The organism is Paenibacillus sp. FSL H8-0280, from assembly GCF_045040665.1.
GTDB classification, from domain to species: domain Bacteria; phylum Bacillota; class Bacilli; order Paenibacillales; family Paenibacillaceae; genus Paenibacillus; species Paenibacillus xylanexedens_A.
Genome location: NZ_CP150296.1, coordinates 3,814,233 through 3,829,084, shown reverse-complemented (window position 1 = coordinate 3,829,084; position 14,852 = coordinate 3,814,233). Strand labels below are relative to the sequence as shown.

General features: G+C 43.0%; 10 protein-coding genes and 1 pseudogene. 1 reads left to right on the top strand and 10 read right to left on the bottom strand.

The window, feature by feature from the left end; genetic code table 11:
• Window positions 1–19 precede the first annotated feature (19 nt).
• From MHI12_RS16695 to MHI12_RS16680, 4 genes are all read right to left on the bottom strand, one after another.
• The gene (locus tag MHI12_RS16695) at window positions 20–1,210 is read right to left on the bottom strand and encodes a glycine C-acetyltransferase (RefSeq protein ID WP_405169791.1); all 1,191 of its coding nucleotides are present in this window, start codon (window positions 1,208–1,210) and stop codon (window positions 20–22) included.
• Between the two features lie 769 nt (window positions 1,211–1,979).
• A complete protein-coding gene (locus tag MHI12_RS16690) occupies window positions 1,980–2,984 on the bottom strand; it encodes a glycoside hydrolase family 43 protein (RefSeq protein ID WP_405169790.1) in 1,005 nt (334 codons plus the stop codon).
• 694 nt (window positions 2,985–3,678) lie between these two features.
• Window positions 3,679–4,260: a TetR/AcrR family transcriptional regulator gene (locus MHI12_RS16685; protein WP_341007726.1), complete on the bottom strand. Its 582-nt coding sequence runs from the start codon at window positions 4,258–4,260 to the stop codon at window positions 3,679–3,681.
• Window positions 4,261–4,352: 92 nt separating this feature from the next.
• Window positions 4,353–5,363, bottom strand: coding sequence for a fumarylacetoacetate hydrolase family protein (locus MHI12_RS16680; protein ID WP_405169789.1), 1,011 nt, complete (start codon window positions 5,361–5,363; stop codon window positions 4,353–4,355).
• A 164-nt stretch (window positions 5,364–5,527) separates the two neighbouring features.
• Here MHI12_RS16680 and MHI12_RS16675 point away from each other — a divergent pair, with 164 nt between their 5' ends.
• Complete coding sequence (locus MHI12_RS16675; RefSeq protein WP_405169788.1) at window positions 5,528–6,550, top strand: MBL fold metallo-hydrolase; 1,023 nt, start codon at window positions 5,528–5,530, stop codon at window positions 6,548–6,550.
• Between the two features lie 391 nt (window positions 6,551–6,941).
• Here MHI12_RS16675 and MHI12_RS16670 read toward each other — a convergent pair.
• The 6 genes and pseudogenes from MHI12_RS16670 to MHI12_RS16645 form a co-directional block, all read right to left on the bottom strand.
• Window positions 6,942–7,082: pseudogene (locus MHI12_RS16670) on the bottom strand (GNAT family N-acetyltransferase); the annotation flags it as partial.
• A gap of 135 nt (window positions 7,083–7,217) precedes the next feature.
• On the bottom strand, window positions 7,218–8,381 hold the full coding sequence (locus tag MHI12_RS16665) for a WxL domain-containing protein (RefSeq protein ID WP_405169787.1): 1,164 nt from the start codon (window positions 8,379–8,381) through the stop codon (window positions 7,218–7,220).
• Window positions 8,347–9,390, bottom strand: a complete 1,044-nt coding sequence (locus tag MHI12_RS16660) for a WxL protein peptidoglycan domain-containing protein (protein ID WP_405169786.1) — start codon at window positions 9,388–9,390, stop codon at window positions 8,347–8,349. The genes MHI12_RS16665 and MHI12_RS16660 overlap by 35 nt, the downstream gene beginning before the upstream one ends.
• A gap of 1,031 nt (window positions 9,391–10,421) precedes the next feature.
• The gene (tnpA, locus tag MHI12_RS16655) at window positions 10,422–10,901 is read right to left on the bottom strand and encodes an IS200/IS605 family transposase (RefSeq protein ID WP_405169785.1); all 480 of its coding nucleotides are present in this window, start codon (window positions 10,899–10,901) and stop codon (window positions 10,422–10,424) included.
• 204 nt (window positions 10,902–11,105) lie between these two features.
• Window positions 11,106–13,154: a family 16 glycosylhydrolase gene (locus tag MHI12_RS16650; RefSeq protein ID WP_405169784.1), complete on the bottom strand. Its 2,049-nt coding sequence runs from the start codon at window positions 13,152–13,154 to the stop codon at window positions 11,106–11,108.
• A 153-nt stretch (window positions 13,155–13,307) separates the two neighbouring features.
• Window positions 13,308–14,849 (bottom strand): response regulator, encoded by a 1,542-nt coding sequence (locus tag MHI12_RS16645; protein ID WP_405169783.1) that lies wholly within the window; start codon window positions 14,847–14,849, stop codon window positions 13,308–13,310.
• Between the last annotated feature and the right edge of the window lie 3 nt (window positions 14,850–14,852).

Genomic DNA, 14,852 nt, shown 5'->3' with positions numbered 1-14,852 from the left:
TGTACTCCCGCGATTGCAGCTAAATCAGCTTCATTTCCTTGCCAACTTTCTCATAAACGGAGATCACCTGGTCGAGCATCTCCTTGGTATGGGCAGCTGTCGGCATGTTGCGTATTCTTCCGGTTCCTTTCGGAACCGTCGGAAACAGGATTGCCTTGGCGTAAACGCCTTCTTCATAAAGCCGTTTGCTGAACTGTTGGGTGGTTACTTCATCGCCAATGATACAAGGTGTGATCGGCGTTTCGCTTTGGCCTACATCATATCCAAGCCGGCTCAAGCCATTTTTCAAATCATTGCCGTTCTCCCACAGCTTCTCGATCAGCTCTTTGTCATTCATCAAAATGTCGACAGAAGCGCTGCAAGAAGCGATTGCAGCCGGAGGTAGCGATGTCGAGAACAGAAACGGACGGCTTCTCAGCTTCAACCATTCGATCAGTTGTTTTTTACCCGCCACATAACCGCCGACAACGCCAATCGCCTTGGAAAGAGTACCAATTTGAAAGTCAATGCGGTCGGACAATCCAAAATGCTTCACGGTTCCCGCACCTGCTCCGAGAACGCCCGAACCGTGGGCATCATCCACATAAGTAATCAGATCGAATTCTTCTGCTATTTTCACGATTTCAGGCAGCTTTGCTATATCACCATCCATGGAGAAAACCCCGTCGGTGATGACCATAATTTTATGGTACTGACCGGATTCCTTGGCATCTTTCGCCTGCTGTCTTAAATCATTCATATCCGAATGCTTAAAGCGAATCACCTTGGCTCTCGACAGGCGGCAGCCATCAATAATCGAAGCGTGGTTCAGCTCATCTGATAAAATCGCATCATGCTGGTCCATTACCGCAGATATAGCAGCCATATTGCAGTTAAATCCCGATTGATACACGATAACGGCTTCCGTTTTTTTGAAACGGGCCAGTTTTTCTTCAAGCTCAATATGAAGATCCATCGTACCATTAATTGTTCTCACAGCCCCTGCGCCTGCCCCGTATGTCTGCGACGCCTTAACTGAAGCATCAATCAGGCGGTAATCTGTTGCCAGTCCCAAATAGTTATTGGAAGACAAATTGATTAGGGACTTTCCGTCGATACGAATAACAGGACCATTTGCACCCTGCAGCGTATCGATGAAGTTATATAGACCTTTAGTTTTTAGATCTTCGATGTTCGATTTTAAAAATTGGTCCAATGCTTGACTTGACATTCCATTCCCTCCTCAACATACGCATGTCCTTGTACAGGAGACATATAATTCTCCGGGAAAAACCTGTTATAAAAAGGGTTAGATTGATTTTAATGTATCATCTTTTTATTTTTTTGTACACATGTGGCGGACAAAAAATAAAAAAATCCGCAAAAAAAAATAGCGATTGCTTCCCCCATTCTCGGAAGCAATCGCTACTAAATCTTTGCTTATATCTTTTGCTGCTCGGTAGTTTGCGATACCCTGCCGATTAGATACACGACTAATCGGTAATAGGAACAGGTTCTTGTCCAATACGGTAATCGGTACAAGTTGTCCCTCGACACTTCTTCTAGATGATAAAACTCAATTGAGCTTGATAAAGAATTTTTTCATAAATTTTATTGCTATGTTTGGGAAACTGTTATCTCTTATTTGTTCAATTTCGTTCCCCTTGAGTTACACTTACTTATACACTTCTTTCTCCTGCAATTCTCAATCAATAAAAAAGGTTGCACTAAATTGAGCTACAATCTTTTCTAATATCCAGAATAATGCGTTCTTATCAATCCCCCCCCTTCACTTCTCGTTTGATGACTAACGATTTGGTCTGTAAATATTCTAAGTGATCTCTTATGATTAATGGTCCTCTTTAAATAAAAAATTATGTTGATCCAATTTACGTTTAAGTGACACAACTAATCCTCCTATCAAAAAAGCAGCCCCGTCAGGAGCTGCCTCATGTTATGTCTTATCTAGTAATCTTATCTGTTTCCGCTAACCCGCCAGCTTACTCGGCATCCGGATAAGGATTGATCTTCTGGATCGTTCCGTCTTCGTTGTATTTCAACTCCGAATATTTAACGCAGCGCTTGTGGTTGACGCCTTCCGACAGGGAGCTGTCGTGATAGAACAGATACCACTTGTCTTCAACTTGCACAATGGAGTGGTGGGTTGTCCAGCCGATAACCGGAGAGAGAATCTCGCCCTTGAACGTGAATGGCCCCATCGGGTTCTTGCCGATCGCATATACGAGCTTATGCGTGGTTCCTGTAGAGTAGGACAGGTAGTAATTGTCGTTATATTTATGCATCCATGGGCCTTCAAAATATCTCCGTTCCTCATCCCCGGCCAGAATCGGATTCCCGTCTTCATCGACAATCGATAACTCGGCAGGCTTGCCCTGGAAGGACAGCATATCGTCACTAAGCAGTGCAACTTGCGGTCCAAGCGCCGGCTGGTCAGGAGCCGGTCCTTCTGCATCTGGCACGAAGCTGCCGGTCTGCCATTTCTCCAGCTGGCCGCCCCAGAGTCCGCCGAAATAGATGTATGACTGATTGTCGTCATCCACCAGTACGGCCGGATCGATACTGAAGCTGCCTTCCATATAATTCGGCTGCGGCGTGAACGGGCCTGCCGGAGACTCTGATGTTGCCACACCCAGACGGAAGATGCCGTCATGGTCCCGTGCCGGGAAGAACAGGTAATAGGTATTGTTCTTATAGGCGGCATCCGGTGCCCAGAGCTGCTTGGAAGCCCACGGAATATCTCTCAGATGCAGCGCTTCGCCGTGATCGACCACCGGGGAATCGAAGTTGTTCATCGAGAGGACATGATAGTCTTCCATTTTATACTGGTCGCCGTTATCGTTGCTCGGCTCGTCATGATCGAGGTCATGGGAAGGATAGATATAGATTTTTCCCTCGTAGACATGGACGGACGGGTCCGCAGTGAAGATGTGGGTTACAAGCGGCTGGTGGGGCTTAGGTAGTTGTTGTTGTTGTTGTTGTTTCATAAGGCATCTCCTTTGGTATTGGAATTGTTCTCCTTCAGTTTCTAGCGTGAAGCAAGCGTTTACAATTTCTAATATTATTGTACAAGCCCCGCTTGTTCTTTCCTATACACATACTAAAGGTCTTCCCCCGAAAAAATGTACAATTCCCGCCTAGCCCATTAGGCTGAATATATAAACCAATTTCTAACATTTTGCTTACCTGGGTGGACATTTTTTGGTGAGTTCTATTACATGCCGCAAACTTTATAACAGATCTTCTACTCATACAATTTGCATTGGTCTAACAATAATACTACAAGCAGAACCTAGTATTTGTGAATTACAGCAATCTACAAGAACTTGAACCGAAAAATAAAAAAGCTGCTACAATAACGACCAAACTAGAGTTACGCATAATCAAAAGTCTTTGAAAAACGTCACTCCCTCATAACTCGTCACTGGCCGTGACATAGGACAAGAAAACCGCCAGAGCAAAAACTATAACAAACTGACGTCGGTGGAATAACGACGTCAGTTTGCAGCCTAGGGGCTTTTATGATGAAGAGCTTCCTCGGTATGGCAACAGCCAAGTACCGAGGTCTATTTCGTATGCGAATACAGACATATCTCACAGCATTTGTTGTGAATGTGAAACGAATGGTAAAGTTAGTCGAGCAAAAGCAGTCTTTGGCATATTTAAATAAATCAACAAAGCTTATGACTGAGACAAAATTCCTTTTACAAACAATGAGACACTGTGCTTGTAGAAATCTTCCTCGGTGACGAGTTGGGACTGATATTGCCGGTGAATCAGCTCGCTCATCTGAAATCCGTAGCACATCGAGAGAAAAGACATGGCGGCAAGGCGCTCATCCTGTCTGGCTATAACTTTTTTCTTCTGCAGGCGTTCAAAATATTCAACCAGTAAGGAGTGCAGCTTCACCGGCGGATCGGCCAGCACTCTGTCCAATTCGGGAAACATTCCTTTGTCGCGGATGCCAATCAAAATGATGTCCGCATTTTTATGGAAAAACAATCGGTACTGTTGACTTACATTCAGCAGATCGACTTCCGGATTGTCGGTCGCGTCCTCTTTTAAGAGCTTCTCGAATTGCGGGATATCCGAATGTCTTTCAATGATGGCTTCCAATATGCCTTGCTTGCTTCCGAATTGGCGGAAAATCGTAGATTCATTGACTTTAGCTTCCGTTGCAATGGCTTTGGTGCTTACTCCCCGATAGCCATTCTTTTTGATGAGCCGTGTCGCGGCTTCAATGATTCTGTCTGAAGTTTGCATTGTATTTCTCCTTTTGCATATGTTAAACCTATTCTACTACAAGTTTTGCAGATGAAGCAGATTCAGAGTTCATCATTTTGATAAACGTTTATTTAAGGTAAATCGCTTCTTTTTTCCCAGCGGCTTGGTTCCGTAATCTTGACATGATCAGGTACCAATTGCGTGAGCGTGCCTAATTTATCAAATGTAATCTGGATTCGGTCAGAGGGCAACAGCCATTCTTCGGTCTCTATTGCGCAGCAATCCGGTATCGTCCCCATTCCTATAATCGTGCCCGGGAGTGGCGTGAAAACTTTGAGAACCTCCTCCATCACTTTTGCGGGGTGTGCAGAATACTCGGATGTGCTTCCCTTCCAGTGCAGTCTCTCCCCGATGCGTACATCCACATCCAATGCCAGCGGGTTGTCGATTTCATCACACGTTACCAGAAATGGTCCTATTCCTTTGCTGCGATCGAAATCTTTGCAGCGCGTAGGTCCGGTCATCGCCTGGAAATCCGGCCACTGCACATCGCGGATAGTACTGTCGTTAAAAATAACATAACCTGCAATGCAATTCCCCTTTCCTGTTACAAAGGCCAGCTCCGGCTCGATATCCAGGTATGAAGAGTATGATGGCCAATGAATCGTATCCCCATCGCCAATTAATGCATTATGGTTACACTTGTAATAACTGAAATTCACTTTATTCGGATCTTGCTGGAATTTTTCGGCGATTTTCCGTTTAAGTTCTTCTCTTTCCGGCCCTGTATATTCTCTTTGCAGCAGATTTACGCCAGCATTTCTCAGATGTCTTGGCGTCAGCCCGAAATCGATAAGCGCAGCCGGATTCGGAACCGGCGGTAGCAGGTTTACCGCTGCAATCGGGCAGATTTCATTTTCATTGAATTGATGGGACTGTCCGATAACATATTGCAATAATTCCTTAGCGGCATCATAGCTAGCCGGCAAATCATGAAGATAGCTGTCCATACTTTCAAGACTATCAACGAATGTTCCCTGCTTTTTCATGATTGCGGCAAAAGATACGACAAATTTCTCGTTAATTACAAGCCCAAACAAAGGTTCTTGCGATGTATTGGTTTGAAAGGTTACTAGTTTCATGGTTAAGCGCCTCCATCCATGTAGTGTGATGTTGTTCGATTACTATCATATTGCATAGAACTAGTGCATGCAAGTACATGCTTGCATTTCTGTTTTCCAATCTCTATAATAATGGCATAGTCAGTATGCCTCACCCCAAAACATATACGCAAAGGAGAATTTTTATGAAGTATGGACGTATTATTCAAAAACCTCGTGTTAAATTTTTTGAAGTCGCAGATGGCGTCTTTGCCGGTATTTCGCCGTATCGCGGGATCAGTTGGGCCAATGCCGGATTCATCAATAAAGGTGAAGGGTTGGTGTATGACACGTTCTTCGATTTGTTCCATGCGAGGGAAATGCGGGAGGCTTTTATGGAAGTAAGCAACGGCGGCTCTCCCGCATATGTGGTGAACTCGCACTATAATAGCGACCATGCCTGGGGAAACAAAGTGTTTGAAGATGCTTGCATTATTATGCACAAGGAAGCGTCCAGAGAGCGTCTTACCGAAAATATCGCCTGGATGGACAGCGTCATCAGAAGAGGAAAGGATTCTCCGGAATCTACTTCGGGCGAGCGGTTTTTTGCAGCGGAATTTGAAGGATTCGACCTGGAAGGCGTAGAATGGTTGCTCCCGAATGTTGAGATAAAGGACGATATCAACATCCGTCTTGGCGATACGGAAGTCATGATTTATAACGTAGCTCCGGCCCACTCTGACAGTGACTTGCTGCTGTGGATGCCAAAAGGAAAAGTGCTGTTCGCCGGCGATGTCGTGTTTAACGGATGTACGGCGTACAGCGAAGAGGGAACCCTCAATTGGGTTAAAGTGCTTGACCGCATTATTGATGAAATTAAACCCGAAATTGTTATTCCAGGACATGGCGCCATCTGCGGCCTGGACTTCGTGAAGGAGCAGAGAGACTACCTCCTGAACCTGATCAGCGAGTTCAACAAGCATTACAATGACGAAATTGATGCCTTGTCCCTGACCAAGCAAATTGATATTTCCCGCTTCCTTCATTGGATTCAGCCAGAACGCCTGTATGTTACAGTGGACATCCTATTGAAAAGTAAACGAGGTTTACCACCCCTTCCAATTTGGAACGAGGTGCCTGCTAAGCTGGAAGACATGAAAGTTTTTTTGGCCGGAAAATATGGTAATCAAATCAAGCCATGGGACCCTATGAGTGTCTGGAAAGAATAGCAATTTGAAGCTAGCCTAAAAAAACAAAAATCGGCCCTGTCGCAAACGATGCGAACAGCGCTTGGCTTGGGACAAGAACTTGTACGGATAAAATAAAAAAAGCCGCTAAAATAGCGAATTCAATGGGAATATGTTCGTGTCCCTCGACATATATTTATATTTTTGTTACATAAATAACATAGGCTAAAGGAATCCGCATTAGAGTACCCCTTGTTTCGTTGATCTATTGCCTTTTAGTCATTAAACTATCCTGCTCGTTAGTTAAAACGAAAAGCAGCCAATCACATTGATCAGCTGCTTTCTTTTCATATTATTGAGCTAACGTTTCCCGTCCTACTATACTCTATAACGTAAAGCTATAAGGACGCAGTATTACTCATATTCTAAAGAACTAACTGTATGGGTTAAGAATCGCGAGTATCTGATGATCCTCCCATTTTCCATTAATATGAACATTCTGTCGAGCAATGCCTTCTTTTTGAAAGCCAACCATCTCAAGCACTCGAATTGAAGCGATATTATGCGTCATTGCCCTATTAATAAAGACAAAAAGAAGTAACCCACTCACTGATGTAGCCTTGAGTTGGGTTACTTCTCTTCTTATGCAAAATTGTATCATATTAAAACGGTAGGTAAGGAACTCAACTCTGAGTTCCTTACCTATTTTTTAAAGTCCAGTCCCAATCACATAGTTAACTGTAGCTTTGTATACTCCTGATCGAGTACCAACCATCTGACCCACTTGGATGTTACCGTCACCTTCTTTGCTTACTACCTCTAGAGTTTTAGGTACGATAAGATGATTTTCTACTCGATAATTATATGATCCCGATCCAAATCCCGGATCAGCACTAAGTATAGTTTTACTTGCACTACTCAGCGTAATACTTCCTGTGTTAGGTCCATAAGTTGGATCTACGGCCTGACCAGATACATGTGTAAGTTGTGTTGTTTGCAACGTTACCGCAGAGGCAGGTAACTTTAGAACAATTGTAGCATTAGTACCAGAAGGATCTAGGAGTTGTTCACTCATGAAATCCGTTGAAGATACTTTTAACTTCCATCCTTTAGCTTCCCCAGTATTGTCTGTCACGGAAGCGTTACTTGAAGTCTGGCTAATCATTGTTTTATTGTAGTCCAATTCCACATCATTAAATGAACCTGACGATATGTAAAACTCGAGCTCTCCTCCAATAACTCCTACTTGAGTATCTCCTGAAACCGGTACAGTATTGGGCGTTGAATTAACTTCTACGTTATCTATAAATAATTTATAAGAGCCACCGTCTTGAGAAATGATTGAATCAAATCGAATTTTGAAATTAGTAGCACCGGCTGGTGGAGTTGCTCTCAGAATGAAGTCTGAGTATCCTACTGTTGCTGATGTTACAGGACTGCTGGTTACTTCTCCTACTAACGTATTCGCATTGTCGTAAAATACGATTGCATAGTTAAGACTTGCATCTGCTATAGTTACGATTTTACTTTTAAACTTAAGAGTTAATCCTTGACCTTGTACGATTGGATAACTATCGCTAATTACTCTAAGATTATCTCCGGCAAGACTGGCACCGTTTTCTGCTAAGAATTGAGCCTGATTTCCTTCGTATGGATCTTCACCGGTGACCGCTGCTTGTAGAGACTGAGGGGTATTACCTATTGTCCCAAAGTACCAATTCGCACCAGAACCTCCAGCTGCAGGACCCTCAAATCCTCCATTTTGAATTAAGTTCGTTGCTGCTGTTGCTTGACCAGATCCTATAACAGACAGTGCTAATGCTGCTGATAACAAGATGCTAGGTAACTTCTTTAACACGTTCTTCCTTCTCATCCTTTTTTCTCCTTCTTAAAAGCAATATTATTATGACAATCATTAAAAGTATAATGATCGATATAACTACGATGATCCAAATCCAGAACTCTTTAATGAATGCCCAAAATCCTAAATCATAGGGGTTACCTACGTTATCAGCTTTGTCCATCGCTTTCATTAGATCTGCAGTGGTTACTTGGAAATGATATGTACCTCTTAAGGTTGCTTCATCATACTTAACTTCATACTCTAAATCATACTTTCCAGGTGTTAGAATATTGGGCACATTTAGATCGTAAAGACCCGTTGTTTTCACATACACAGAATCCATAGTGTAAGTCTCTTTAACAAGTACAGTACCGTCCTTGGCTTTCAATATTAGAATTCCTTGAGGCTTCTCAAGAATAGTACCTTTATTTATGTGAGGTACAAAAACGGTTAGCAATCCATCATTATTGAATGTATGAGATAACTTTCCTATGTCCATTTTACGAGTGGATTTCTCGATATCCACATTCAATACAACTTGCAAGGGTAATTGAGTGTTGGAATTGGTTTGTGTGCTCATGCCTGAGGTTGCGGTCGCTTCTTCAGCAGGAGTGAATTCCTGAGACACTATCGCAGCTATGTATTGACCAGGTTTAGTATCTTTTGGGACGTTGACAGTAAATACAAATTCTTTACTTTCATTAGGTTTTAACTTTACTTTTTCAGGAGTTTCTTTTATCCATGTTCCAAATAAAGATGGAACATTCTCTTTAAGTGGATATGTCCAACCACCTCTTAGATCGGAAAGTACATCCGTGGGGTATATTGTAAACTCTTTTTCATTCTTACTAACATTATTTACTTTTACCTTTACTTTTACTTCGTCTCCTGGCTTAACGGACTTCATAAACCCGGTAGAACTTTGGGAGTTTTCAATAGAAGCTGTAAAGGAGCTTATGCTATTATCCGCGTACGTCCTTGTTGAATACATGATAAACGAAACTAGAATCATCAACATTAGTATTTTAATTTTATTCATTTGACATATCTCCTAAAGCATACTGAATGAGAACCAAATGAAGTGCAGCTACTGGTCTCTGTCAACATGTGTTTTACTCCTCATAAAGCAGCTGCCTCGTATTCTTATTTTCCTTTGCTATACGTCGCTTCGCATCACGGAGAATGAAGTCTCACTGACCATCTGTGTCGTCAGAAAACACAGTTCTATGAATGACAATTAGCTCTAAAAGCTTTTGTGTCTTTGGATTTTTCATCGACTTTATGTAAGAGACGTTCTATAAGATGGTTTTGCTTATTGATCGCTCCAATTGATGGCTAAGAAAGGGCGATTTGGTTTTAGTCATTTGTTAAAACAAATGCTCTGCTTCTGCAATCCTTTTATGATCCTTGGGTTTCTGAGATAAGCTGCTGCTGCGCAGCGAAGCCTACGAGATCAATACATTTTTCTGGTAGACTTCCCATGATTGCATCCTCCTTCCTAGATTTTATAATGGGCCTCACGTACCTTTCATTGGTTAGGGAATTGTAGTAATGTTCTTCAAAAAGAAAAAATTACTAGAATAATATTATCACAAGTTTGACACTAAAACACCTGGCTTTGTACACTTTTCATTAATTTTTCAAATTTGATTATAGCTAATTTGAAAAATTAATGAAAAAGTGTTCTATTCAATAAATAAGACAAAAGAACTATTATGACACAATAGCGTTGATTGAAAACATCATGGTACAGAAAATTCGATAGTAAATCGTATTGGAATTAGCACAACCATCAAATCGGAGGCAGTTATAGTTATGATGGTGGTGAGTATGTATCTTCGCCACAAAATGTATTAGAGTTAAAAATTCTCGGAACGTATACTTTGGTAGTTCGTGCAAAGTTTAGGGCACAAATTGACGGTCAATGGCAAGATATCGAATTAACCTCCGCCCCGGCTTCATTAACTGCAAACTGAAAAAATACTGACAAAAAGCGAAATTTCGACTTTACGGATTTTCGCTTTTGCATGTATGCTACCAAAATACATTTCATTCACGCGAGCGTGTGGCTTACTGACTTAGATTAGCATCCATTTTACTGCTGAATGGATCTTCGTATTCTTTTACACTCAGCTTATCTAACGCTTGATCATGTGCTTCTTGTTCACGAATATATTTTCTTACCGTTGCTTCATTTAGACCCACTGTACTCACATAGTACCCTTCTGCCCAAAACTTTCGATTGCCGTATTTATACTTGAGCTGGGCATGCTTCTCGAATATCATTAGCGAACTTTTTCCCTTTAGATATCCCATGAACGTGGAGACAGCTATTTTCGGTGGAATCGCTACCAACATATGAACATGATCGGGCATCATATGACCTTCTATAATTTCTACTCCCTTGTACTTACATAGACGTCTAAAAATTTCGATTAAGTCTTTTCTCACTTGATTATAGATTTCTTTCCGTCTATACTTCGGGGTGAATACAATGTGGTATTTGCACATCCACTTTGTGTGAGCTAGGCTATAGCTCTTGTTTGCCATCTAAGACCATTCCTTTCACCCAGCCTGAACATCTCAATTTTATCGGAATGGTCTTGGTGGTCAAACCCTCGATCCCTCCACCCGCATAGCGGGTGGTTTTTTGTTTCGCGTCGTTACACACACTCAACTGGCTAAAGCCATAACAAAAAAACCGTTGATCATCACCAGATCAACGGCTTGTTCATTGCGGAAATTGTTTTTTTATTACTGTTCTTTATACACGCGTACATAATCCACTTGCATAGTCGCCGGGATATCGGAGGCGTTCGGGGTACGGCCGCCGTCAAAGTTTCCACCGACTGCCAAGTTCATAATGAGGTAGAATGGCTCATCGAAAGGTGCATTAGGATTATTCGGTGCAGCTGCGGAATACCACTGCTCGTTAGTGACTTTATAGAAAAACTTGCCATCTACATACCATTTAATATTGTCCTCTTCCCAGACTACCGAGTATACATGATAATCATTGGCAAAAGTTTGCCCCGCCGGGAAGTGATAATCGCCGCCCGAATACTGGTTCCCGGGCCATTGTCCACCAAAGTGTATGGTACCGCTTACTGATCCAGGCAGACGGCCTCTCGCTTCCATAACATCAATTTCACCTGATGCAGCCCAAGTGCCATATACCGAATCTTGTGGAAGCATCCACAGTGCTGGCCATACACCATCACCTGTAGGAAGCTTGGCACGAAAATCTACTCTGCCGTACTTCAAGGACAGTTTATCCTTGGTGTTAATCTTTCCTGAAGAATACTGTGCATACCGATTTGGGTCTTGTGGGAAAGATTTGCTGTCGTTCATGGCTTTGATATTCAGCTTTCCGTCCTGTACATAAACATTTTGAGTGCTGTTTGTGTAGTGCTGCAGTTCTGCATTTCCCCATCCCCAAGTACCGGGATCGTTATTGAGATAATATCCTGTTTCATAGTTCCATTTGCTTGTATCCAGCGTAGTTCCGTTAAACTCATCCTGCCAGATGAGGTTCATGCCCGCGATTGCCGGGTCGGTTGGTGTTCCGATTGAGATATCCTCTTGATCGGATACATCAGGACGCGGGGCATTTGGATTGCCGATGAAGGTATAGTTGACGAAGTTGTTGCCAATATTTCCACCCGTCTGTCCATTCAGCGGATATCCAATACGGATCTGCATATTTTCCTGGATTGGCTGGAACCAAAGACCATAGACATAATCGGCCCAGTAACCCCACTGGTTGGCATCGGACATATTGTTATACCCATTACCGGAGTATAAAAATTTGCTCTGGCTGGAGTTACTCAAATCAACCCACTGCCCATTGATGTTAATTTGGTATACAAAATTGCCCAGTTCCTTGGCGATTGGCGCCCCTCCATCAATTTTGGGAAGCGGAACCCCAATAGAACCATTCGCATCTGCTGTAAAGGTTGTTCCTTCGTATGGCGTAATGACATATGAATTTCTTGTAGGTTCATTAAACGTAATGGTATAAACAAGATTAGCCGAAGAAGTCTTTGATTCTAATTTGACATTGATCGACTCCGTTACGTTAAACCAGTACCCACCGCCGCCATCCGTGAAATGGCCAAAATTGTGATCGTAGATCCAGCCGCTGGCTGCGTTATTGTCAATATCAATCCAGCTGCTGCTGTTTACAGGTTTGACATACACCTTCAAATCATCCGCAACAGCTTCATAAGTGACCGCAGGATTATTGTTGAACGTTGGATATGTAAAGCCTGCACCGCCTGTGAAACTTGCTGTGATCTGTGGACCTTGTGTTGCATTCATCGCTGTAATGGTTGTTTTGTTGATGTTTTGGAACACAAGTTGATACTCCAGCTTAACACCATTCGCTTTGGAGTACAGTTGAATCTCGGTTGTTGCGGAGAGGGTGAACCAATAGCCATTGAAGCCGCCATCGCTCCAGTGTCCCCAGTTTTGGTTATAGATATAACCGCCTGCTTGGTCGATATCAACCCAGTTGTTGCCCACTTTTACATTAACGCCTACATCACTGTGAACATCATTCCATGTCGCGGAGCCTCCATTGAACTTAGGCATAACAAATCCGTAGCTGGCCTTGCCAACGCCTGATTTTGAAATAACAGGCCCGTCTGCTGGTGAGAAGTACTCCATTGAGGTTACGGTAGTTCCCGCTGCCTGAACCTTTGAAGCTGGCAGTATGCCAATACTAGCCAGCATCACAACCACAAGGAACATACCGAGTCCCTTTTTCATAAACCGTTTCGCCGTAAAGTGAGATGGTTTCATAATTGCCCTCCTTTAATAGAATAATAGCTTCTCCCAATCCATGCGCATTAAGGAAATCGCTTACATAGGAGAATATCTTTATTCTATCGAATAGGTTAATTCGCTGAAAAGGTACAATTGTTTTTGTGGTATCCCATTTTTTTGGCTTTTGATTCAATCTGCCTTCTGCCGCATCATTTGTCGGTACTCTGTGGGTTGGATCTGCATCACAAGTCGGAACGCGCGTGTAAAGCTTTTGTAGCTTTCATAGCCAACCATAGCAGCCACCTCCACAATTTTATGATCGGTTTCGGCGAGAAGCCGCCGCGCTTTATCCAGACGCACATCTCGTAGGTATTCAGCAAAACCTTTACCAATATTCTTCTTAAACAGATTTGAAAAATAAGCATAATTAAGCGATACATGATTGGATACCATTGCGAGGTCCAGCGGTTTGTGGTAACTCTCGTGTATAAAACGAATGGCTTCATTTAGATCCTGCGAATGGCGATAGCTGCACTTATAGTCATAATATAACTGATTCAGCCGAAGCAGCTGCTGTTGCAGTGCTTGTATATAATCACGCATCCCTTGATAATCAAAGAGATTACGCAATGATTCAAGGTCCAGCACTTCTTCCCCCATATAAGGGTGGATAACTCGTTGGTATTCCTCCATCATCTGAACGGTGGCGGCGCAGAGCTGTTGAGTATAGCGAATAGGATAGCGTTGCAGCACCTTTTTGTGAAATATTGCAGAAATACCCTGAGTGATTGTTCCGCTGTTATCTCTTCCAACCGACTGGAATAGTTGATATAGGTCTTCATAGGGAAGTTGCCACTGCTGTTCCATATGCTCAATATGGACTGGGAAGATACTGTACTGATCAGGAAACAAGTAACTGTGGCGATAGAGCTCAAGCACTTGGTTATAGCCTTCTGGTAGGTCTTTTAACCCCTGAATCGGGTTAGTCATGGCTGTTATGGCATCGATCTTTCCTTCCTTGAGCGCTGCAGGATAAACACTTGGATCTATGGACGCATCCACCGCAAGGATCAGGTATGGGCGATGCTGCAGGCAAATACAACCTTGTCTGCCAAACACACGATAAGCAATGGCTTCCATGCTATGGGCGCTGCTGGCCCCGGGCTGGTTCATGCAAACTTCTTCCCGCAGCAGGGTTAGGCGATAATTACGCCATAACGCAACATTTTGTTCCTCAATCTGAAGAATCCATGCGTCATCACTTAACGCACCTTGCATAAACATTCTTAATTCTTTACGATCGGTCTCTTGGGCGAGACGGGATACACGCTGCATATTATGCGTAAGTGCCTGCCGTGTCTGGATTTCTTGCCATACATGCTCCAGGGAATGTTGCAGATCCTCTCGCTTCAAAGGTTTTAGCAAGTAGCCCTTTGCCCCAAGCCCGATAGCTTTTTGGGCATATGTAAAATCACTATAACCGCTGATAATGAGGTATTCCACATCCATGTACTCCTCTTTGGTTTGAGCCATGAGTGCCAATCCATCCATATCCGGCATCATAATATCGGTAATAACGATGTGAATGCAATGCTGCCGCAATAGGCACAGCGCCTCAATCCCGCTCGCGGCACAGTATATGTTGTTCAGCTCCAGAGGAAATTGATGCAGCATGGCCTGCAGGCCGTCACGAATGTGTTTTTGATCGTCCACAATCAGGATATTAATCATGCT

Bases quoted from the DNA above. Each gene is read 5' to 3' on its own strand.
- MHI12_RS16695 (WP_405169791.1), bottom strand. From the start codon at position 1,210: ATGTCAAGTCAAGCATTGGACCAATTTTTAAAATCGAACATCGAAGAT.
- MHI12_RS16690 (WP_405169790.1), bottom strand. From the start codon at position 2,984: ATGAAACAACAACAACAACAACAACTACCTAAGCCCCACCAGCCGCTT.
- MHI12_RS16685 (WP_341007726.1), bottom strand. From the start codon at position 4,260: ATGCAAACTTCAGACAGAATCATTGAAGCCGCGACACGGCTCATCAAA.
- MHI12_RS16680 (WP_405169789.1), bottom strand. From the start codon at position 5,363: ATGAAACTAGTAACCTTTCAAACCAATACATCGCAAGAACCTTTGTTT.
- MHI12_RS16675 (WP_405169788.1), top strand. From the start codon at position 5,528: ATGAAGTATGGACGTATTATTCAAAAACCTCGTGTTAAATTTTTTGAA.
- MHI12_RS16665 (WP_405169787.1), bottom strand. From the start codon at position 8,381: ATGAGAAGGAAGAACGTGTTAAAGAAGTTACCTAGCATCTTGTTATCA.
- MHI12_RS16660 (WP_405169786.1), bottom strand. From the start codon at position 9,390: ATGAATAAAATTAAAATACTAATGTTGATGATTCTAGTTTCGTTTATC.
- tnpA (WP_405169785.1), bottom strand. From the start codon at position 10,901: ATGGCAAACAAGAGCTATAGCCTAGCTCACACAAAGTGGATGTGCAAA.
- MHI12_RS16650 (WP_405169784.1), bottom strand. From the start codon at position 13,154: ATGAAACCATCTCACTTTACGGCGAAACGGTTTATGAAAAAGGGACTC.
- MHI12_RS16645 (WP_405169783.1), bottom strand. From the start codon at position 14,849: ATGATTAATATCCTGATTGTGGACGATCAAAAACACATTCGTGACGGC.